General features: G+C 69.6%; 20 protein-coding genes. 12 read left to right on the top strand and 8 right to left on the bottom strand.

The window, feature by feature from the left end:
- Positions 1-88 precede the first annotated feature (88 nt).
- The gene (locus ACWDEX_RS30100; protein WP_450467563.1) at positions 89-580 is read right to left on the bottom strand and encodes a Rieske (2Fe-2S) protein; all 492 of its coding nucleotides are present in this window, start codon (positions 578-580) and stop codon (positions 89-91) included.
- Positions 581-1,417: 837 nt separating this feature from the next.
- Here ACWDEX_RS30100 and ACWDEX_RS30095 point away from each other — a divergent pair.
- From ACWDEX_RS30095 to ACWDEX_RS30065, 7 genes are all read left to right on the top strand, one after another.
- Positions 1,418-2,191 carry a HipA family kinase gene (locus ACWDEX_RS30095; protein ID WP_450467561.1) on the top strand — a complete coding sequence of 258 codons (774 nt, stop codon included), beginning with the start codon at positions 1,418-1,420 and terminating at the stop codon, positions 2,189-2,191.
- Positions 2,188-2,571 carry a DUF3037 domain-containing protein gene (locus ACWDEX_RS30090; RefSeq protein ID WP_450467559.1) on the top strand — a complete coding sequence of 128 codons (384 nt, stop codon included), beginning with the start codon at positions 2,188-2,190 and terminating at the stop codon, positions 2,569-2,571. Before ACWDEX_RS30095 ends, ACWDEX_RS30090 begins: the two co-directional genes overlap by 4 nt.
- Before the next feature lie 161 nt (positions 2,572-2,732).
- Positions 2,733-3,494, top strand: a complete 762-nt coding sequence (fabG, locus tag ACWDEX_RS30085) for a 3-oxoacyl-ACP reductase FabG (protein WP_450467558.1) — start codon at positions 2,733-2,735, stop codon at positions 3,492-3,494.
- 20 nt (positions 3,495-3,514) lie between these two features.
- The gene (locus ACWDEX_RS30080) at positions 3,515-4,276 is read left to right on the top strand and encodes an SDR family oxidoreductase (RefSeq protein WP_450467557.1); all 762 of its coding nucleotides are present in this window, start codon (positions 3,515-3,517) and stop codon (positions 4,274-4,276) included.
- Between the two features lie 186 nt (positions 4,277-4,462).
- Positions 4,463-6,043 (top strand): ABC transporter substrate-binding protein, encoded by a 1,581-nt coding sequence (locus ACWDEX_RS30075; protein ID WP_450467556.1) that lies wholly within the window; start codon positions 4,463-4,465, stop codon positions 6,041-6,043.
- Positions 6,044-6,133: 90 nt separating this feature from the next.
- The gene (locus tag ACWDEX_RS30070; protein WP_450467555.1) at positions 6,134-6,817 is read left to right on the top strand and encodes a uracil-DNA glycosylase; all 684 of its coding nucleotides are present in this window, start codon (positions 6,134-6,136) and stop codon (positions 6,815-6,817) included.
- Positions 6,818-6,971: 154 nt separating this feature from the next.
- The gene (locus tag ACWDEX_RS30065) at positions 6,972-7,529 is read left to right on the top strand and encodes a hypothetical protein (protein WP_450467553.1); all 558 of its coding nucleotides are present in this window, start codon (positions 6,972-6,974) and stop codon (positions 7,527-7,529) included.
- Positions 7,530-7,615: 86 nt separating this feature from the next.
- On the opposite strand, the gene ACWDEX_RS30060 is transcribed toward ACWDEX_RS30065, so the two are convergent.
- Positions 7,616-8,068: a hypothetical protein gene (locus tag ACWDEX_RS30060; RefSeq protein WP_450467551.1), complete on the bottom strand. Its 453-nt coding sequence runs from the start codon at positions 8,066-8,068 to the stop codon at positions 7,616-7,618.
- 177 nt (positions 8,069-8,245) lie between these two features.
- Complete coding sequence (locus tag ACWDEX_RS30055) at positions 8,246-8,836, bottom strand: TetR/AcrR family transcriptional regulator (RefSeq protein ID WP_450467550.1); 591 nt, start codon at positions 8,834-8,836, stop codon at positions 8,246-8,248.
- A gap of 103 nt (positions 8,837-8,939) precedes the next feature.
- Between ACWDEX_RS30055 and ACWDEX_RS30050 the strand changes: the two genes are divergently transcribed.
- On the top strand, positions 8,940-10,124 hold the full coding sequence (locus ACWDEX_RS30050; protein WP_450467549.1) for an FAD-dependent monooxygenase: 1,185 nt from the start codon (positions 8,940-8,942) through the stop codon (positions 10,122-10,124).
- A 10-nt stretch (positions 10,125-10,134) separates the two neighbouring features.
- Complete coding sequence (locus tag ACWDEX_RS30045) at positions 10,135-11,046, top strand: Gfo/Idh/MocA family protein (protein ID WP_450467548.1); 912 nt, start codon at positions 10,135-10,137, stop codon at positions 11,044-11,046.
- Here ACWDEX_RS30045 and lnt read toward each other — a convergent pair.
- The gene (lnt, locus tag ACWDEX_RS30040) at positions 10,964-12,532 is read right to left on the bottom strand and encodes an apolipoprotein N-acyltransferase (protein WP_450467594.1); all 1,569 of its coding nucleotides are present in this window, start codon (positions 12,530-12,532) and stop codon (positions 10,964-10,966) included. The two genes, ACWDEX_RS30045 and lnt, sit on opposite strands and share 83 nt — an antisense overlap.
- Positions 12,533-12,662: 130 nt before the next feature.
- Entirely contained in the window at positions 12,663-12,842 is a 180-nt protein-coding gene (locus ACWDEX_RS30035; RefSeq protein ID WP_450467547.1) for a hypothetical protein, read from the bottom strand.
- A 254-nt stretch (positions 12,843-13,096) separates the two neighbouring features.
- Here ACWDEX_RS30035 and ACWDEX_RS30030 point away from each other — a divergent pair, with 254 nt between their 5' ends.
- Positions 13,097-13,558, top strand: a complete 462-nt coding sequence (locus ACWDEX_RS30030; RefSeq protein ID WP_450467546.1) for a DNA-binding protein — start codon at positions 13,097-13,099, stop codon at positions 13,556-13,558.
- A gap of 66 nt (positions 13,559-13,624) precedes the next feature.
- The gene (locus tag ACWDEX_RS30025) at positions 13,625-13,879 is read left to right on the top strand and encodes a hypothetical protein (protein ID WP_450467544.1); all 255 of its coding nucleotides are present in this window, start codon (positions 13,625-13,627) and stop codon (positions 13,877-13,879) included.
- 120 nt (positions 13,880-13,999) lie between these two features.
- On the opposite strand, the gene ACWDEX_RS30020 is transcribed toward ACWDEX_RS30025, so the two are convergent.
- The 3 genes from ACWDEX_RS30020 to ACWDEX_RS30010 all read right to left on the bottom strand — a co-directional run bounded on the left by ACWDEX_RS30020 (position 14,000) and on the right by ACWDEX_RS30010 (position 18,105).
- Positions 14,000-14,227, bottom strand: a complete 228-nt coding sequence (locus ACWDEX_RS30020; RefSeq protein ID WP_450467543.1) for a hypothetical protein — start codon at positions 14,225-14,227, stop codon at positions 14,000-14,002.
- Positions 14,228-16,265: 2,038 nt separating this feature from the next.
- On the bottom strand, positions 16,266-17,141 hold the full coding sequence (locus tag ACWDEX_RS30015) for an undecaprenyl-diphosphate phosphatase (RefSeq protein ID WP_450467542.1): 876 nt from the start codon (positions 17,139-17,141) through the stop codon (positions 16,266-16,268).
- A 169-nt stretch (positions 17,142-17,310) separates the two neighbouring features.
- Positions 17,311-18,105 carry a TVP38/TMEM64 family protein gene (locus tag ACWDEX_RS30010; protein ID WP_450467540.1) on the bottom strand — a complete coding sequence of 265 codons (795 nt, stop codon included), beginning with the start codon at positions 18,103-18,105 and terminating at the stop codon, positions 17,311-17,313.
- A gap of 454 nt (positions 18,106-18,559) precedes the next feature.
- Between ACWDEX_RS30010 and tuf the strand changes: the two genes are divergently transcribed.
- The gene (tuf, locus tag ACWDEX_RS30005) at positions 18,560-19,729 is read left to right on the top strand and encodes an elongation factor Tu (RefSeq protein ID WP_450467539.1); all 1,170 of its coding nucleotides are present in this window, start codon (positions 18,560-18,562) and stop codon (positions 19,727-19,729) included.
- Positions 19,730-19,864: the final 135 nt, after the last annotated feature.

The following is a 19,864-nucleotide window of genomic DNA, read 5'->3' as shown; positions in this document are numbered from 1 at the left end:
CTGCTCGTCACCGCCGCGACCGCGGACGAGGAGCCAACCCGGCTCAGGTCGCTGCGCCGGGCGGCACGGGCCTGAAAGGACGCAGGGATCAGAGGAGCTTGATCGAGTCCCCGTCCACCGCGATGTTCTCGGCGGGCAGCGGCTGGGACGCGGGCCCCGTCTTCACGCTGCCGTCGGTCACCGAGAACTCGCTGTGGTGACAGGGGCAGACGATCGAACCGTCCGCGATGTCCGTCACCGCGCAGCCCTGATGGGTGCACTTGGACGAGAACGCCTTGAACTGTCCCTTGGTCGGCTGGGTCACCACCACGCCCTGGTCGGCGAAGATCTTGCCGCCGCCCTCGGGGATCTCGGAGGTCTTCGTGAGGACCGTGCCACCGGAGCCGGCCGCCCCGCTGCCGGGCTCGCTCGGGCCGGCACTGCTCTTGCTCTTGTCCGGCAAGCCGGACGGCTTGGTCGACGAGTTGCTTTCCGAGCCCCCGCACGCGGTCAGCGCGGTGGCGAGTCCCGTCACGCCGACCGCCGCCACGACCGTGCGGCGGGACGGTGCAGAGACGGACTGGAGCGGTTCGCTGGTCATGCTGACGTTCCCTTCCACGGAAGTTTCGTAGGGCTGTATGCAGGTACGGCCTACGAGTGGTGGTCGTTCAGACGACGTCGACATCTTGACCCGCTCGGGATCGGCCGCCGGCAAGGCGCGCACGCGCTGTTGGCGAAGGGACCCGAACGCCCCAGTGGCCTGGGCGGAAGTGATTCCTGAATGCCGGACACCGCGTCGGCCGGATCAAAGGGAAATGAGACCTGCGGCGGAAATACGAAACCGCGGACGCTGCGGAGAAAAACATTGGTCATCTCCTCGCGCCGGTTGACGTGCTGCATCGCGCAACCTGCACAGTCGGAGCTGCTGTTTGTTGACCGAGCTGGTTTCCGGGAGGCAAAGAACACCTGATGACTGGGGTGGCGGACGAAACAGGTGAGGTCGTATTTCAGCAGGCGGCGGAACTGGCGCGGGCAAACCGGAGTTTCCTGCATCGGGGCCCTCGCACGCCGGCGAAGACGGGTGGGCGACAGTTCCTCGATGCTCACCGGCAGCTCTCTCGTGCTTTCCCGCGCAACGGAACCCTTTGACCCGGACACGTGGCATGCGGGCGTGGACGTGTATCGCACCAATGACACCGCCACGGACCGGTATACGGCGGCTGCCTGTCGGCAGGGGCATCCCGCAGGTATGACACTTCCTGCGGATGTGTCATACGTTCCGCTGGGGCACCGTGCCCGTGGACGCGGCCGTAGAACAACGAGTGGACCGGGGCCCGCCGCTACATGACCACGAGGGTGACCGTGGTCGCTCCCCGGGACGTGCGTATCCAGGACCGGGCGTGGATTGTAAGGCCCAGGCATCGCATAGCCTGGCGAAATGCTTACACACGTCACGGCGACCCGCTACATCGCGCCGCTGCGCGAGGGCGGTTCGCTGCCGGGGCTCGTTGAGGCCGACGATCTCGGGACCTACGTCATGAAGTTCCGCGGAGCCGGGCAGGGCCGCAAGACGCTCGTCGCCGAAGTCGTCTGCGGCGAACTCGCCCGTCGGCTCGGCCTGCGTGTGCCCTCACTCGTGACGGTCGGTCTCGACCCGGTGCTGGGCCTGGGCGAGCCGGACCCCGAGGTGCAGGAACTGCTGAAGGCGAGCGGGGGACTGAACCTCGGCATGGACTTCCTCAGCCGGGCGATCGGCTTCGACCCGCTCGCGTTCGAGATCGGCCCCGAGGAAGCCGGGCGGATCGTCTGGTTCGACGCGCTCGTGGGCAACGTCGACCGCTCCTGGCGCAACCCCAACCTGCTGATGTGGCACGGTGACCTGTGGCTCATCGACCATGGAGCCACCATGATCTGGCACCACAACTGGCCCGGCGCCGAGGCCTCCGCCGCCCGGCCCTACGACGCCTGTGACCACGCCCTCGCCCCCTTCGCGCCGGACGTCGCGGGCGCCGCCGCCGAGTTGGCGCCGCTCGTCACCGAGGAACTGCTGGCCGAGGTGACCGCCGGGATCCCGGACGAGTGGCTGGCCGGCGAGCCCGGCTTCGACGCACCGGACGCGCTGCGACGGGCGTACGCCCGGCCGCTGCTCGCCCGCGCCGCCGTCATCCACGAACGCATCAAGGGCATCGAGACCCTTCAGGGGGGCAAGTGAGCGAGCGGGACGTCTTCGAGTACGCGCTGCTGCGGGTCGTGCCGCGCGTCGAACGCGGCGAGTGCATCAACGCGGGCGTACTGGTGTACTGCCGTGCCAAGTCGTTCGTCGCCGCCCGGACGCACCTGGATGTGACGAAGCTGCTCGCGCTGGACCCGGACGCGGACGTGGCCGGCGTGCGCGCCGCGCTCCGCGCCGTCGAGGGCGTGTGCGCGGGTGGTGTGGAGGCGGGGCAGGCGGCAGGCGACGACGCCGGGCGACGCTTTCGCTGGCTGATCGCCCCCCGCTCGACGGTCGTCCAGCCCGGGCCCGTGCACACCGGGCTGACCACCGACCCCGCGGCCGAGGCGGAGCGGTTGCTGGACCTCCTGGTGAGGTAATGGATCACACGCACCCGGTGTGCCGTTGACACCGGGTGCCAGTGCTTCTAGCGTCACGTCTACTGAAGGTACTAAGCGGTCGCTCACCCGTTGGGTGTACCGCGGGGCCCGCAGATTTCCCGAAGGTGTTCCAGGCTTTCCAAGGGCGAGGAGAACCAGAAATGTCCACCACTGAGCAGCGCGTCGCCGTCGTCACCGGCGCAGCGCGCGGCATCGGCGCCGCCACCGCCGTACGACTGGCCGCCGAGGGCCGGGTCGTCGCGGTGATCGACCTCGACGAGGCCGCGTGCAAGGACACCGTGGAGAAGATCACCGCCGCCGGGGGCAAGGCCATCGCCGTCGGCTGCGACGTCTCGGACGAGGCGCAGGTCGAGGCGGCCGTGGCGCGGATCGCCGAGGAGCTGGGCGCGCCGACGATCCTCGTCAACAACGCGGGCGTGCTCCGCGACAACCTGCTGTTCAAGATGAGTGTCTCCGACTGGGACATGGTCATGAACGTGCACCTGCGCGGCGCCTTCCTGATGTCGCGCGCGGTGCAGAAGCACATGGTGGACGCGGGCTTCGGCCGCATCGTCAACCTCTCCTCGTCCTCCGCGCTCGGCAACCGCGGCCAGGTGAACTACTCCGCCGCCAAGGCCGGTCTGCAGGGCTTCACCAAGACCCTGGCCAAGGAACTCGGCAAGTTCGGTGTCACCGCCAACGCCGTCGCCCCCGGCTTCATCGCCACCGAGATGACCAAGGCCACCGCCGAGCGGGTCGGCATGGGCTTCGAGGACTTCAAGGCCGCCGCCGCCACCCAGATCCCCGTGCAGCGCGTCGGTGAGCCCGACGACATCGCCAACGCGATCGCCTTCTTCACGGGCGACGCCGCCGGATTCGTCTCCGGCCAGGTGCTGTACGTCGCCGGTGGACCGCTCGACTAAGGGCCAGGGGAACACGGAACATGACTGCACTGCCTGAACCCTCCGGCAAGGTCGCCCTCGTCACCGGCGCCAGCCGTGGTATCGGATACGGGGTCGCCGAGGCCCTCGTCGCCCGCGGCGACCGCGTCTGCATCACCGGACGCAACGAGGAAGCTCTCAAGAAGGCCGTCGAGAGCCTCGGCTCGGACCGCGTCATCGGCGTCGCGGGCAAGGCCCACGACGAGTCCCACCAGGCCGTCGCCGTGGAGCGCACCATGGAGGCGTTCGGCCGGGTGGACTACCTGGTCAACAATGCCGGTACGAACCCGGTGTTCGGGCCGATCGCCGACCTCGACCTGGGTGTCGCACGCAAGGTGTTCGAGACCAACGTGATCTCGGCGCTCGGCTTCGCGCAGCGGACCTGGCACGCCTGGCAGAAGGACAACGGCGGCGCGATCGTCAACATCGCCTCCGTCGCGGGCCTGTCGGCCTCGCCCTTCGTCGGCGCCTACGGCGTCAGCAAGGCCGCGATGATCAACCTGACCCAGCAGTTGGCGCACGAGTTCGCGCCCGGGGTACGGGTCAACGCGATCGCACCGGCCGTGGTGAAGACCCAGTTCGCCAAGGCCCTGTACGAGGGCCGCGAGGAGGAGGTCACCGCGGCCTACCCGCTGGGCCGGCTCGGCGTGCCCTCCGACATCGGCGGCGCCGCCGCTTTCCTCACGTCGGACCAGTCCGACTGGGTCACCGGCCAGACGCTCGTCGTCGACGGCGGCATCTTCCTGAACGCCGGGGTCGGATAGGTGAACCTCCGGCACGGGCGCCCCGTGGGTGGAGAGGAGCCCGTGCCGAGGTACGCCGGAAAGACAGCGGATGACAACGTCGTCATCACGTGCTGATCAAGAACCTACGCGAACCCGGTTCAGCCGGTGGGGCGCTGCGGTAGGGTCTGCCGCCAACCCTGGTACGGCAGAACGAGGAGAGCGCGCGTGTTCAACCGGATTCGTTGTCTGCGTCGGCTGGCGGCGATCACGTCCCTCACCCTGGTGACCGGCTGCGGTTTCCTCTCCTCGTCGTCCTCCACCGAAGAGAAGCCGATCGTCGTGGGCACCACCAGTGCTCCGAGCACACTGGACCCGGCCGCCTCCTGGGACGGCTCCTGGGAACTGTTCCGCAACGTCTACCAGACCCTGTTGAGCTACCCGACGGGCACGACGGTGCCCCAGCCCGACGCCGCCGAAAGCTGCTCCTTCACCAGCGGCGAGAACCGTGCCTACCGTTGTGTGCTGCGCAAGGGCATGACGTTCTCCAACGGGCACGCGCTGGACGCGAGGGCCGTGAAGTACTCCATCGACCGTATTCGCGCGATCAACGTTCCCGGCGGTCCGGCGGGCCTGCTCGGCAGCCTCGACCGCGTCACCACGAGCGGTGACCGCGAGGTCGTCTTCCACCTCAACAAGTCCGACACGACGTTCCCGTTCGTGCTGGCCACGCCCGCGATGTCGATCGTCGACCCCGGCGAATACCCGGCCCGCTCGCTGCGCAAGGACGGCAAGGTCGTGGGCTCCGGCCCCTACCGCCTCGGGTCGTACGAGGAGGGAAGTCAGGCCGAACTCCTCCGCAACGACCACTACGAGGGCGCCAACAAGCTCCGGAACGACGCGGTCACCATCCGGTACTTCCAGGACTCGGGCGAGATGGTCACCGCCCTGCGCGAGAAGCGGATCGACGTCACTTACCGAGGGCTCGCCTCCTCCGACATCGTCTCCCTCCAGGGCGATGCCTCCAAGGATGGCCTCCAGCTCGTCGAGGGCGTGGGCATCACGATCAACTATCTGGTCTTCAACCCGAAGGACACGTGGGCCGGGAAGCTCGCCGTCCGCCGCGCCGTCGCGCAGATAGTCGACCGCCCGGCGATCGCGCACAAGGTCTACAAGGACACCGTGGACCCGCTGTACTCGATGGTCCCCACCGGGCTCACCGGGCACACCGCGGGCTTCTTCGACCGCTATGGCGACCCGAGTCCCTCCGAGGCGCGCAAGATCCTCCAGGAAGCGGGCATCACGGACCGCGTGCCGCTCACCCTCTGGTACACGACCGACCGCTACGGCTCCGAGACCGCCCCGGAGTTCCGTGAGCTGAAGAGCCAGCTCGAAGCGTCGGGCCTGTTCACCGTCACCCTCAAGAGCCGCCCCTGGAAAACGTACGAGCAGGGGGCCAACAAGGGCGAGTACCCGGTGTCCGGGCGGGGCTGGTTCCCCGACTTCCCGGACGCCGACAACTTCATCGCGCCGTTCGTGGGCGAGCAGAACGCGCTCGGCACGCCCTACCCGGCGAAGCAGATCACCGGAGTACTGCTGCCCAAGTCCCGGCGCCAGAGCGACCGCGCCAACGTGGTCGAGGAGTTCCAGCAGGCCCAGCAGATCCTCGTCGACGACGCGCGGCTGCTGCCGCTGTGGCAGGGCAAGCAGTTCGTGGCGGCGAGCGAGGACATCTCCGGCGGGGAGCAGGCCCTGGACCCGTCGACGATCATGAAGATGTGGGAGCTGCACCGCAAGACCAGTTGGTAGCCGGGCCGCGCGGAGGCTCGGAAGCGGGTTGTCAGTGGGCGCCTGTAGGTTCTGAGACCTGGAAGCGACCGCACATCGGAGGAAGTTGACGTGACCGACATCGCCATGCTGCCGGAGTCCTGGCGGGGCGTGCTGGGTGACGAACCGCAGCAGCCCTACTTCAAGGAGCTCACGGAGTTCGTCGAGCAGGAGCGTGCCAAGGGTCCCGTCTACCCTCCGCGTGAGGAGGTCTTCGCCGCGCTCGACGCCACACCGTACGAGCAGGTGAAGGTGCTGATCCTCGGCCAGGACCCGTACCACGGCGAGGGCCAGGGACACGGCCTGTGCTTCTCCGTGCGGCCCGGTGTGAAGACACCGCCCTCGTTGCGGAACATCTACAAGGAGATGCGGGAGGAGCTGGGCACGCCGATCCCGGACAACGGCTATCTGATGCCGTGGGCCCAGCAGGGCGTACTGCTGCTCAACGCGGTGCTGACGGTGCGCGCGGGCGAGGCGAACTCGCACAAGGGCAGGGGCTGGGAGAAGTTCACGGACTCGGTGATCCGTGCCGTCGCGAGCCGGCCCGACCCGGCCGTGTTCGTGCTCTGGGGCAACTACGCGCAGAAGAAGCTGCCATTGATCGACGAGACGCGGCATGTTGTCGTCAAGGGTGCGCACCCTTCCCCGCTGTCCGCGAAGAAGTTCTTCGGCTCGCGGCCGTTCACGCAGATCAACGAGGCGGTGGCCCGACAGGGACACGAGCCGATCGACTGGACGATCCCGAATCTGGGGTGAAGCCCCGGGGCGGGGACTGCTGCGTCCCCGCCCCGCCAGTCGTGGCCCCAGCCGTCACCGGCTTGGCCCAGTGCTCGTACGGAGCCGCCTGAGCGCGATTGCCAGGGGCGGGGGCTAGCGTCATGGGGGACGGGCGACAAGCGTGGAGGACGCGGTGGCGAAGCGACAGGAGCAGGCGGCGTCGGACGCCGTGATGACCCGGATCGGACAGGTCGTCATGCTGCACCACGGCGGCGACCGCGAGGAGGCCCGTAACCGCTTCCTGCAGCTGTGGGCGGAGATCGGCGAGGACGGTGACCCGCTGCACCGCTGCACGCTCGCTCACTACCTGGCGGACACACAGGACGACCCGGACGACGAACTGGCCTGGGATCTCAGGGCGTTGTCGGCGGCTGAGGAACTCACCGAGGAGCGCATCGCCGAGCACGACGGCGCACTTGTCGTACGTGCGTTCTATCCCTCGCTGCATCTGAACCTGGCCGCCGACTATGTGAAGCTCGGCCGCTCCGGGGCTGCCCGGGTGCATCTGGGCCGGGCCCGCGGCGCGGCCGGCGCCCTCGGCGACGACGGCTACGGCGACGGCGTCAGGGCGGCGATCGGACGCCTGGAGCAGCGGCTCGCGGAGGAGGAGCCGGAGGGCGGCGCACCCGAGCCAGGCCCCCTGGACGGTCCGGGCGGGGAGACCCTGTGGCCGCCGAGGCGGCGGCCATAGGGGGCCGTGGGGGCACGGGCCGACGGCTTTGGGAGGGCTTTCGTACGAGGTTCGGCGGAGGTTCGGGCCGGATTCGTGTTCCGTTCTCAACGCCCGTAGGTGCGTTGGCAGATGGCTGCCTCGGTGCTGTTCGGCTGCCAGCCGCCGTACCTGCGGCCGAGCGCGCACACGTCCATGTCTCGGGGGATCCCCGCGGTGGGCGGTGCCCCGACGTGTGGTCCGGGGCGGGCGTGCTTCGGGTGCCGTTCGGCAGACGGACCGGGCGGAGGTGCCGCCGGTACGGCGGTGGGCCTCGGCGTGGTCGTGCGGTGCGGACCGGCGGACGGTGACGAGGTGGGGGAGGGCCGGACCAGTTCCAGTGCTTCCCGTGCCGGGGCCTGGACGGCGCGGGGCCCCGCGCTGCCGTCCGGCCGCGGTGTCGAGGGGGACGAGTGTGCCGGAGGCGGGCCGGGAGCGGTCGGTCGCTGGACGGTCACACAGCCGCTGAGGGCGGAGATGGTCACGGTGACCAGGAGCGCGGTCGTCGTCGTTCGATGCACCCGGGCAACTCTGCTGTGTCCGGCTCGCTTTGGGGAGCGGACAGGCGGAGTATGCCCCCTACGGGTGACCCTGGCTCGCGCGGAGGGCCCGGCCCGGTGCGGCGGACGTCAGTCCCCGATCACCCCGTCGATCCGCTCGCGGATCGGATCGGCGTGGCGGAGTTTCCGCGGGAACGGTCAGTGGCCGAGCATCCCGTCGAGCAGTTCCCGCATGCTTGCCCGCAGCGCGTCCAGGCTCGGCGCCTCCGCGCTGAAGGAACCGGCCACGCACGAGAACATCAACCCGTCCACCCAGGCCACCAGTGACAGCGCGTGCCGGGCCGGGTCGGTCGAGCCCATGGCCGTCACCAGGGCGCTCGCCTGGTCCCGGAAGCGGGCGCCGGCCGCGTCGAAGTACTGCCGCAACTCCGGTCGGCGCGTGGCCTCCAGAGCCAACTCGTAGCGAGCGAGCGTGAGTTCGCGATTACGGGTCAGGGAACGGTGGGTCGCCAGGGCCAGGCTGTCCACGAGCGCGCCGAGCCCGTCCTCGGGGGCCGGCATCTCGTGCAGCGCGAGGACCCGCGCCTCACGGTCGGCGAGGCGTCGCACCGCGATCTCCAGGAGTGCCAGGCGTGTCCGCGCGAGATTCGAGGTCGAACCCTGGGGCAGCCCGGCGGCCTCGTCCACCGCCCGATGGGTGAGCCCGCGCATGCCGCGTTCGGCGAGGAGGGTGAGGGCGGTGTCGGCGATGAGATCGGTGCGGGAAGCGCCTGTGGTGCGTACGGACATGGGGCTCAAGCTACCCCCTTCACTACGCCCGTAGTAAGGTCGATGCATCACCCCACTACGTTTGTAGTGAGCCGGGTGGTCGCCGATGTACCCAGGAGGAGTCATGGCACAGTCGTCGCATGCCGTCGTCATCGGTGGCGGCATCGGAGGCCTCACCGCCGCCGCAGCTCTGCATCTGCGCGGTCTGCGGGTCACCGTTCTGGAGCGGGCGCACTCCCTGGAGCCGGTCGGCGCGGCCATCTCGCTCGCTCCGAACGCCCTACGCGCCCTGGACGTCCTCGGCATCGGTGACGAGATCCGTGACCTCGCCGCCTGGGAGGGTGACGGTGGGCTGCGCACGCCGCGCGGGCGCTGGCTCTCCCGTATCGACGCCACCGCTTCGGCCGAGCGTTTCGGCGACCCGCTGGTCCTGCTGCACCGGGCCGCACTCATCAGCAGCCTCGCCGCCCTGATCCCGCCGGACGCCATTCGTACGGCCGCTGCCGCGACGCTCGCCGACCCGGGCGACGCCAAGCGCCCGGCCCGCGTCACCACGCCGGACGGTGACCTGGAGGCCGACCTGGTGGTGGCCGCCGACGGCGTCCGCTCCGGGGTGCGCCGAGCGTTGTTCCCGGAACACCCGGGGCCTGTCTACTCCGGTTTCACCGCCTGGCGCGTGGTGATCCCCGTGCCCGGCGCCACGTTCGCCTCCCATGAGACCTGGGGTCGAGGCGGCCTCTGGGGCACGCACCCGCTCAAGGACGGCCGGGTCTACGCATACGCCACAGCCGTCACCCCCGCCGGGCGGCACGCCCCGGACGACGAGAGGGCCGAACTCCTGCGGCGCTTCGGTGACTGGCACGACCCGATCCCCGCCGTCCTCGCCGCCGCGCGCCCCGAGGACGTCCTGCGCCATGACGTCCACCACATCGCCGCGCCACTGCCCGCGTACCACCGCGGACGGGTCGCCCTGCTCGGGGACGCGGCGCACGCCATGCCGCCGACCCTGGGCCAGGGCGGCAACCAGGCCATCGAGGACGCGGTCGTGCTGGCCCACCACGGCGACGATCTCGCCGCCTACTCGGCGGCCCGGCTGCCCCGTACGACCGCCATCGCACGCCAAGCCGTGCGGACCGCCCGGCTCGGCATGATGAGGAGCCCCGCCGGGATCGCGGTACGCAACGCCTCCATGGCCGCGATCGCCAAGGCGGGGCCTGCGCTGCTCCTGCGCAGCTTCGCGGACATCTTCGACTGGCGGCCTCCGCAAGGACCGTATGCTTCCGCCGAGACACCCATCGGCAACCGCTAGGAGACGTCCCGTGAAGGTCGGCTGCATCGGACTCGGCGACATCGCGCAGAAGGCCTATCTGCCGGTGCTCGGGGTGCAGCCGGGGATCGAACTGCATCTCCAGACGCGTACCCCACAAACCCTCCACCGTGTCGCCGACGGCCTGCACCTCCCGGACGGCCGGCGGCACGCCGACCTGGACGCGCTGCTCGCCCAGAACCTCGACGCGGCGTTCGTCCATGCGCCCACCACCGCACACCCCGAGATCGTCACCCGGCTGTTGGAAGCGGGTGTCCCGACGTACGTCGACAAGCCCCTCGCCTACGAACTCGCCGACTCCGAACGTCTGGTGCGGCTCGCGGAGGAGCGGAACGTCGGCCTGGCGGTGGGCTTCAACCGGCGCTACGCACCCGGGTACGTACAGTGCGCCGAGCATCCGCGCGAGCTGATCCTGATGCAGAAGCACCGAGTCGGACTGCCCGAGGCACCGCGCGCGATGATCCTCGACGACTTCATCCACGTCGTCGACACCCTGCGGTTCCTGGTGCCGGGGCCGGTCGACGACGTGACGGTACGGGCCCGGGTCGAGGACGGGCTGCTGCACCACGTGGTGCTCCAGCTGGCTGGCGACGGTTTCACCGCGCTCGGCGTGATGAACCGGCTGAGCGGTTCGGTGGAGGAGACCCTGGAGGTCTCCGGGCAGGACACCAAACGGCAGGTGCTCAATCTCGCCGAGACAGTCGACCACAAGGGTCAGCCGACCGTGCGGCGGCGCGGGGACTGGGTGCCGGTGGCCCGGCAGCGCGGCATCGAGCAGGCTGCGCTGGCCTTCCTCGACGCCGTCCGTGCGGGCACAGTGCTCAGCGCTCGGGACGCGCTGGCGACCCATGAGTTGTGCGAGCGGGTGGTGGCTGCGGTGCAGGAGCGCCCCGTCGCGCTCTGACCGCCCGGACGCTCTCGGCCGCGCACAGCCCGGCAAGGATCAGCAGGGCCCCGTGCACCGGCCAGTCGCCGTAGCGGACGTACGGGGTGATGCCGTGGCTGAGCGGGACGTCGTACACCACCGACGCGCTCCGGTCGGTCCCGAACCAGGAGCCGATGCGCTCGCCGCTCGGACCGTAGGCGGCGGAGACGCCGGTCAGCGTGGCGTGCACCATCGGGCGTCCGCTCTCCGCGGCACGCAGCGCGGCCAGCGAGGCGTGCTGCTCCGGTGCCCAGCTTTGCTGGAACGTGGAGGTCGACGACTGGGCGATCAAGACCTGGGCGCCGTCCTTCGCGAGGTGGCGGCTCATGTCGGGGAACGCGGACTCGAAGCAGACCATGGGACCGACACGCAGCCCGTCCCCGACGTTCATCACCACCTGTTCGGTGCCCCGCCTGCGGTCCACGCCGGCAGCCTTGCCGACCGAGGTGGCCCAGCCGAGCAACGAACGCATCGGTATGTACTCGCCGAACGGGACGAGCCGCATCTTGTCGTAGCGGTCGCCGGTCGGCCCGTGCGGGCCGATCAGCACGGAACTCTTGTAGATGCCGGGGAGGTCGGACCGGCGGGCGTCGACGTTGACGAGGATGTCCGCCTTCACCTGCCGGGACAGGGCGGCGATCCGGGCCGCGAGACCGGGCCTGCGGGCGAGGTCGAAACCGACGCTGCTCTCGCCCCAGACGACCAGGCTCACGTTCTGTCCGGCGAGTTCACGGGTCAGCTGCTCCTCGTGGTCGAACCGCTTGGCGCCGCTGTCGGGGCCACCGATGACTCCGGGCTGGACGACCGCGATCCGCACCCGCCCGTCGATCTCGGGGCGTGGTGACCAGACCCAGGCCGCCGAGGTCGCGGTGGCCGTCGCGACGAGCCCGGCCACCGCGGGGACGCGCGACTTGCGCACCGACACGAGCACGGCGAGTGCCACGTTGACGGCCACGATCAGGAAGCTCAGCAACCACACCCCGCCGATCGAGGCCAACCGCAGTGCGGGCGCCACCTGCCACTGGCTCGACCCGAGCAGCCCCCAGGGACCGCCGAGCCCCTGCCAGGAGCGGACCAGCTCGACCACCAGCCAGCCCGAGGGCAGTACGAGCAGGGCGGAACCGGTCCGTTTCGGCGGAGGCACACCGGCCAGCAAGCGCCGCACCAGCCAGCCCCAGGGCGCCCACAACGCGCCGAGCAGTGCCGCGATGACGAACGTGAACACGTTCAGGCTCGGGAGCAGCCAGTGGTGCACCGCCACCATGAAGCCGAACCCGCCGAGCCAGCCGTCGTAGGCGGCCCGTCTGCCGGTCGGGGCGGAGCGGGCGAGCAGGATCCACGGAACCAGGGCGACGTACGCGAACCACCACCAGGAGGGCGCCGGGAAGGTGAGCATCGGCAGCGCGCCGGCGATCACGGCGGCGGCACCACGCCACCAGCGGGAGGAGAGCCAGTCGCTGGGCATCCTCAAGTCGGCGCCTCCCTCCCGGGTACGTGCCCTTTTAGTGTGCGCGACGGGAGAGATCTCCGACAGCGGGAGCGGTCTCACGCCTGCGGCCCGGCTTCGGCCCAACCCGGTTTCACCGGCGGCGCGTTCAGGCCGCCTTGATGACCTCGCCGCGTATCGCCGCAGCCCACTCCACGACCAACAGTTCGTACTCGGCGCGCTCCTGGGTCGACAGGGAGCCACCCGCGCGCAGCCAGAGCGCGCGAATTCGCTCGTTCAGGTCATCGGCGGAGCGTGCGGAACCAAGGCTCAAGGAATCGGGGGACATGCGGGCAAGCCTAGGGGCAGGGACTGACACTGCGCTACCAGGCGGCTACGCACACCGTATGCGGTTGGTCACGAACAGTTCCGTGACCGCAGGTTGAGGGCTTGGTATCGGCCAGTCCGGCGCGCTGTCCTCCCATCGGCCCTCCGGCGTCTGGTCGAGCCGCGAGACCGGGCATCAGCGGAAGTGGGCGTTGTAAACGAATCGTTCACAATGAATAGTTGACATCAATTCGTGCGCCGGCTCATCCTGATCTCATGTCGACGACTCCTGGGCAGCACACCGATCCCTTCACGCCTCCGCAGCCGGACCAGGCGCGAGCGCAGCGGGTGTACGCCTCCCTGTTCCGCATCGCCGAGCGGCACGCGGCTACCGAGGAGCAGCGCCGCCGACAGGTTCACCCTTCGGTCATCGCGCCGCACGAGGCGGTCAGGCTGGTGTCGTTCCTGCTCAGCGGTGCCGCGCAGCCGGATGACGGCGAACCTGAGGTGGACCAGGCCGACGTCACGGCGGCGTTGAGCCTCGTCCCGCTGGTGCGCGGGGAGATGGACGAACTGGAGGCCGGCCTCCTTCGGATGGCGCGCGGTCGTGGCATGACCTGGCCGGAGATCGCCTTCGGTCTCGGGCTCGGCACTCCGCAGGCCGCCAGGCAGCGATACGAGCGGCTGGCGACTCGTGTCAGGACTGACGGAGAACCTCTGGAGCAGAAGGGCTCGTGATCTACCCAGCGCCCCGGTCGGCGACCTATCTTGGTCCGGATACGTCACGCCAACCAAGGGGGGACCTTGGCAGCTACCGCGAAGGACCTGGTCGACAAGGCGATCAAGAAACGGGAAGACCAGATACGCAAGAGGCAACAGCCGCACCCGGACGAGGTCGCCCTGTTCCAGGTGGAGGCCAGCCTGGCCCTTGCTCAGAGCAACGTGGAACTCGCCGACGCCATCAAGGCCCTGACCGCGGCGGCCGGCAAGAGCGGCGGCACAGTCAAGGACGCCCTGGCCGGCCTGACCGCCAAGCTGACGGACCTCGCCAAGCGATGACGAGTCCGGCCGCCTTCCGGGCGGGGCCGGGCTCGGCGAGCGGGATCAGGCGATATATCGGACATACGTTCGATGCCGGGAAGGAAAGCTTCCCCGCTTACCGGACGACCGAGGGGGCTGTCAGGGCCAACTAGGGCGCTCGAACCACTCCTCGGGGCCGCCTCCGTACCACTCGATCAAGGGCGATTCGATCACGTCCAGCTCATCCCAGCCCCCCAGCCCGGCACGCTGGAGCAGTACCGCGACATCATGCAGGCGGTACGCCGTCCCCAAGGTCACGTCGTCGGCCTGGATGCGTCGGCCACCGGTCCCGGTGGGCGCGGACACGATCAGGTGGTGCTCGGCCATGGGACCAGCTTCGCCCATTGAGGCGTGGCCCGCATGTTGGGCTGTTCGGGTGTATACGGTTCGTTTCGTGTGGTGACCGAGCGTGGTGCAAAGAGGCACTCGGGGTGCGGGTGGCTCACGCCGCCTCGATAACTACGCTCTCCGGCTCGGGCTGTGGCGCGACCACTGACCCGGCACGGACACGACGGGCGGCGTTCCCCTCGTGTCTCACCAGGCCGCGTCTCACGCGATCTTCCGCCAGTAGGTGTACGTGAAATTGCCCCGAACGGTCTTGGGCGCACTGGTCCCCGGCGTACTCGACCCCGGGGCAGCGACACGGATCCTGTCCGTGGTCCGATCCCGGGAGGCCCCCGCGGCCGGAGGCCGCTGATGGACAGCGCCCTGACGACCTGGCCAGACGGGTACGGCCAGAGGCGACGGGGAGGCCCCGAACCATCACTCCGGTGGAGCGGGGGCCCGCACTCCCCCAGAGGGGGCACCCCCAGACGCCCTACCCGACGTCCCAGATCGCACGATCACGCTAATACTCCACTAACCCGAACAGCCCAGCGCACTGCAAGCCCGAGAGCCGACCAACACACGATCGAGTTAAAGCGACCTTGTGCACACTCCCCGGCGAACAGATGCCGACCCCGGCCCCGGCCGCCGAAGAGTAAGACACCCCCCCGTCGGAACGCCAGGCATAGACCCCCGAGCGCTGCTCATCCACTGGCTCGACCGCCTCACCCCGAGACCGTTCCAGCATCCACCTCGACGAGCTGCACCACAGGCTCACCCGGCACCCCGACCTTGCAGGCAAGAAGCACCCCGAGATGAGGGCATGGCTGGACCGGCACCACATCACCGTCGACAGGACCCTGCGGGTGGGCGGTGTAGCCGGCTGCTCAGGCATCTCGCGGGCCACCATCGAGGGCCTCCTCAAGACCCTCTCCCCGCTCCCGGAGACGGGGGCTGCAGCCCGCTCACTCCACGCTGCTGACCTGCACGGTTCTCCAATGGAGAGTGACGTGGAGAGCGTTGGAGAGCCCGGTGTGGAGCGCCACTTCGACGACGTTGCACGCCTCTTCTCGACGACTGACCACCTGCCACACCGAACCCGAGCCCCGCTGCGAAATCCCCCGTCGCGGCGGGGCCCGCCGCCACATCATGGAGCCATGGAAACCGCCATCAGGGCCCTCGTCGGGTCAAAGACCGTGTTCGGTCCAGGCAGCCGGCACCACCCGGGGCCGACTGCCTGGCCCCGGGCCATACCAACGCATCTGCTGACTACCTGTCAGTGCATCCTTTTGCCGCACGTTTGAGAGCGCAGCAATCGCCCTATGCCCGAACGCAACCTCGACGCTCCATGACATGTCTGCAACCTTTTGCGAATCTGGAACCCGCCCCGTGACGGGCCGGAGTGCAGGTCAGCTCGGCGTCTGCACGCTTGGCGACGCTCTGATGATCCGATCGACCTGCACCACGGAGGGACAGAGCAGACCCATGCTCGATCACAGGGCGCGCGTACGTCTCCACACCAGGACCGTGCCGACGCCGGAGAGCACAAGCACGATAGAGGAGATCACAATCATGCTGGACCGCATACTGCGTGTGTCTTCGGCCTTCTTGGCCATGACGTCATAGGAGGCGCCGTGCCCCGGAAGAGGGTCTCCCCGAAAGGTGCAACTGTCTCCCGGGTGCATGAGTTGGTCACCACAGCGGACGTCATCAGAAGTGTGAGAAGCCACGTAAATCCCGATTCCAAGGAACACGGAAGAAGCGAGTAAGAGGACACCGAGAGCGCGAAGAAGGAAGGACATGCGGCGATTACAGCATGCCCTGAGACCGCCCTCACCCGACGAGGAAGCGAATTCGGCCGCAAGGCACCAGTGGCCGCCCACGCCCCTCCCGCACCGGCAGCCGCATACTGTCAGCGCGTGATCAGATGGCCGACACCATGCACAGCGCGACGCCCCGGTCCGCCTTGCGGCATTGAACTCACCGCCGACGAACTCGCCAGCACCTGCGGCACGTTCACGGCTCCACCACCGCTATCCCGTCAGCCCGCCGACTCGCCCGCGTGCGGGCTCAGCACACCCGCGCCGACCAGGGCGATGATGGCCACCCCGAGAGCCACCCGGTACCAGACGAACGGCATGAAGGACTTCGACGAGATGAACTTCATGAACCACGCGATGACCGCGTAACCCGACACGAACGCGATGACCGTCGCCAGCAGTGTCGGCCCCCAGCTCACGTGCCCGGTCGCCGCGGCGTCCTTGACCTCGAACACGCCCGACGCCAGCACGGCGGGGATGGCGAGCAGGAAGGAGTAGCGGGCCGCGGCCTCACGCCGGTAACCCAGGAACAGGCCGCCGCTGATCGTGGCACCGGACCGGGAGACACCGGGAATCAGGGCCATCGCCTGGCAGAAGCCGTAGATCAGACCGTCCTTGATGTTCAGGTCCTGGAGTGTCTTGCGCTGTTTCGGGACCCGGTGGCGGCCGCCCGCCTCGTCGCGCGCCGCGAGCCGGTCCGCGACGCCCAGGATCACACCCATGACGATCAGCATCGTCGCCGTGATCCGCAGATCGCGGAAGGGGCCCTCGATCTGGTCCTTCAGGGTCACGCCGAGCAGCCCGATGGGTATGGAACCGACGATCACCAGCCAGCCCGTCCGGGCATCGTGGTCGTGCCGCATGTTCTTGTCGAACAGCGAGCGGAACCAGGCCGAGAGGATGTTCGCGATGTCCTTGCGGAAGTAGATCAGCACCGCGGCCTCCGTGCCGATCTGGGTGATCGCGGTGAACGCGGCACCCGGATCCGTCCAGCCGGCGAAGGCCGCGGTCAGTCGAAGGTGCGCGCTGGAGGAGACGGGGAGGAATTCGGTCAGCCCCTGGACGAGTCCGAGGACGAGGGATTCAAACCAAGACATGAAGTGATGTGTCCAAGCGCTGATCGTGGCGGCGACGGGCACGCCGAGCCGCGGCGCGCCGGAGCGCAGCCGATGCTCGGGTGTGTTGGGCGCAGAGTAGCCCCCCAAGGTGACGGCACCGTTACGGGGGGCTTTACTGGCCGTTGACGTCGTGGACTGCCCGCGGTGCTCAGTCCTTGGGAACGGCGTGGCCCTTGAAGTGGTGTCGCTTCCGCCAAGCCACCACCGCGCCGGCCAGCGCGGGGATCGCGATGAAGCCCATCGCGATCAGGAAGGCGGGAGAGGTCGGCCGCCCGGCGCGGGCGCCGGCGACGACGTATGCGGCGGTGTTCGGGATCGACCCGAGCGCCGTCGCGATCAGGAACGCCGCCCAGCGCATCCGAGAGACGGCAGCGCAGTAGTTGGCCGCCCAGAACGGCACCCCCGGGAACAGCCGGGCCGCCATCATCGAGCGGAACCCGTGCCTGCTCAGCTGCCCGTCCGCCGCCCTCAGCCAGCGTCCGCGCAGGAGCGAGCGCAGCGCGTCCTGTCCCAGCAGGCGGCCGAGCCCGAAGGCGACGCCCGCCCCCAGTACCGTGCCCGCGAGAGCCGTGCCCGTGCCCAGCTGGGAGCCGAACAGGGCACCCGCCGCGAGGTTCAGCAGCGGGCGCGGCACGAACGCGACCGTGCACAGTCCGTACGCCACCGCGAAGACGAGGGCCGCCGCGAGGCCCCCGAGCTGTGGCGGCCAGCCGTGGGTCAGCAGCCGCTGTGGCTCGAACAGCAGCATGCAGGAGGCGGCTCCGGCGAGCAGCGTCACCAGCAGGGACAGCCGGGACCAGGGCGAGAGCAGCACTCTGGTGCAGCGGGCGGTGAAACCGAGCGATGCGGCGACGGCAGCGGCCGGCGTGGTGGTGAACTCCGTGGCGGCGGCCCGGGGAGAGGTCGTGGCGGTGCCCCCAGAGCGGGTGGTGGCATCGAGCATTTGGTGACAGTAACCGACCGGCGCGGGTGATCGCCCTATGGCGGGTGTTCCGGGCGTCTTGGCTTCGGATGTCACGGACGCACCGCCTGCGATGCCGAACAGCCGCTCCGTGTCTTTCCGTTGTCGCCTGTCGCCTGTCGCCTGTCGCCACGGACCGTCCTCGCGTTCGGCACACGCGAAAAATCGTTCGACTTGGATGCGTTCGTCGACGAGTATCTACGACATGTTCCGGTTTGCCTTCCTCCTCACAGCATCCGCCGCTGCGGATGCGCCGAAGGCTGCCGTTCCGCTTCTCGTGGCAGCCGTCGACGGCGCCCGAAGCTGACCCTTCCCGGATCGTCCGGCGGACCCCGAAGGGGGAGGGTCGGCACTTCCTTGGGGTCCCCGTCCCGGCCGGACTTCCCCGTGCCGGGGCCGACACTCGTCACCACCGAAGAGGCTTCGAGGTACAGCCATGCCCAAGACGGCATACGTGCGCACCAAACCGCACCTGAACATCGGCACGATGGGTCACGTCGACCACGGGAAGACCACCCTGACCGCCGCCATCACCAAGGTCCTCGCCGAGCGCGGAGCTTCCGCCTTCGTGCCCTTCGACCGGATCGACCGGGCCCCGGAGGAGGCGGCGCGCGGTATCACCATCAACATCGCGCATGTCGAGTACGAGACCGACACCCGGCACTACGCACACGTGGACATGCCGGGCCACGCCGACTACGTCAAGAACATGGTCACCGGGGCCGCGCAGCTCGACGGTGCGATCCTCGTCGTCTCCGCACTCGACGGGATCATGCCGCAGACCGCCGAACACGTGCTGCTCGCCCGGCAGGTGGGTGTCGACCATATCGTCGTCGCCCTGAACAAGGCCGACGTGGGCGACGAGGAGCTCACCGACCTTGTCGAGCTCGAGATCCGTGAGCTGCTGACCGCGCAGGGCTACCCGGGCGAGTCCGTACCGGTCGTCCGTGTCTCGGGGCTCAAGGCCCTTGAGGGAGACCCTCGTTGGACCGCGGCCATCGACGCGCTGCTCGACGCGGTGGACACCTATGTGCCCATGCCCGAGCGGTATGTGGACGCGCCGTTCCTGCTGCCGGTGGAGAACGTGCTCACCATCACCGGCCGCGGAACGGTCGTCACGGGCGCCGTGGAGCGCGGCACCGTCCGCGTGGGCGACCGCGTCGAGGTACCCGGCGCCGGCCTGGAGAGCGTGGTCACCGGCCTGGAGACCTTCGGCAAGCCCATGGCGGAGGCGCAGGCCGGGGACAACGTGGCGCTGCTGTTGCGCGGGGTGCCGCGTGACGCGGTGCGTCGCGGACACATCGTCGCGGCGCCCGGCAGTGTCGTACCGAGCCGTCGCTTCTCGGCACAGGTCTATGTGTTGTCGGCGCGCGAGGGTGGCCGTACGACACCGGTGTCGACCGGCTACCGGCCGCAGTTCTACATCCGCACCGCGGACGTGGTCGGCGACATCGACCTCGGCGAGACGGCGGTCGCACGGCCTGGCGACACGGTCACCATGACGGTGGAGCTGGGCCGCGAGGTCCCGCTGGAGCCCGGCCTCGGCTTCGCGATCCGCGAGGGCGGCCGGACGGTCGGCGCGGGCACGGTGACGGCCGTGGGCTGAGCCGGGCCCGACGGTGACGGCCGGGCGGCCCGGCACAGGGGTGCCCACCCGGGAAGGGTGGGCACCCCCTCACCGCGTCGGCCGACGTGACGGCCCGTCCGGGCTGCCGTACTCGGCGTACGGCTCGGGCCTGCG

The organism is Streptomyces sp. NPDC001020, assembly GCF_053599115.1.
This window is presented reverse-complemented; position numbering and strand designations above follow the sequence as displayed.

Coding starts and splice junctions, on each gene's coding strand:
- ACWDEX_RS30100 (WP_450467563.1), bottom strand. CDS start 580: ATGACCAGCGAACCGCTCCAGTCCGTCTCTGCACCGTCCCGCCGCACG.
- ACWDEX_RS30095 (WP_450467561.1), top strand. CDS start 1,418: ATGCTTACACACGTCACGGCGACCCGCTACATCGCGCCGCTGCGCGAG.
- fabG (WP_450467558.1), top strand. CDS start 2,733: ATGTCCACCACTGAGCAGCGCGTCGCCGTCGTCACCGGCGCAGCGCGC.
- ACWDEX_RS30080 (WP_450467557.1), top strand. CDS start 3,515: ATGACTGCACTGCCTGAACCCTCCGGCAAGGTCGCCCTCGTCACCGGC.
- ACWDEX_RS30055 (WP_450467550.1), bottom strand. CDS start 8,836: ATGTCCGTACGCACCACAGGCGCTTCCCGCACCGATCTCATCGCCGAC.
- ACWDEX_RS30050 (WP_450467549.1), top strand. CDS start 8,940: ATGGCACAGTCGTCGCATGCCGTCGTCATCGGTGGCGGCATCGGAGGC.
- lnt (WP_450467594.1), bottom strand. CDS start 12,532: ATGCCCAGCGACTGGCTCTCCTCCCGCTGGTGGCGTGGTGCCGCCGCC.
- ACWDEX_RS30035 (WP_450467547.1), bottom strand. CDS start 12,842: ATGTCCCCCGATTCCTTGAGCCTTGGTTCCGCACGCTCCGCCGATGAC.
- ACWDEX_RS30030 (WP_450467546.1), top strand. CDS start 13,097: ATGTCGACGACTCCTGGGCAGCACACCGATCCCTTCACGCCTCCGCAG.
- ACWDEX_RS30020 (WP_450467543.1), bottom strand. CDS start 14,227: ATGGCCGAGCACCACCTGATCGTGTCCGCGCCCACCGGGACCGGTGGC.
- ACWDEX_RS30015 (WP_450467542.1), bottom strand. CDS start 17,141: ATGTCTTGGTTTGAATCCCTCGTCCTCGGACTCGTCCAGGGGCTGACC.
- ACWDEX_RS30010 (WP_450467540.1), bottom strand. CDS start 18,105: ATGCTCGATGCCACCACCCGCTCTGGGGGCACCGCCACGACCTCTCCC.
- tuf (WP_450467539.1), top strand. CDS start 18,560: ATGCCCAAGACGGCATACGTGCGCACCAAACCGCACCTGAACATCGGC.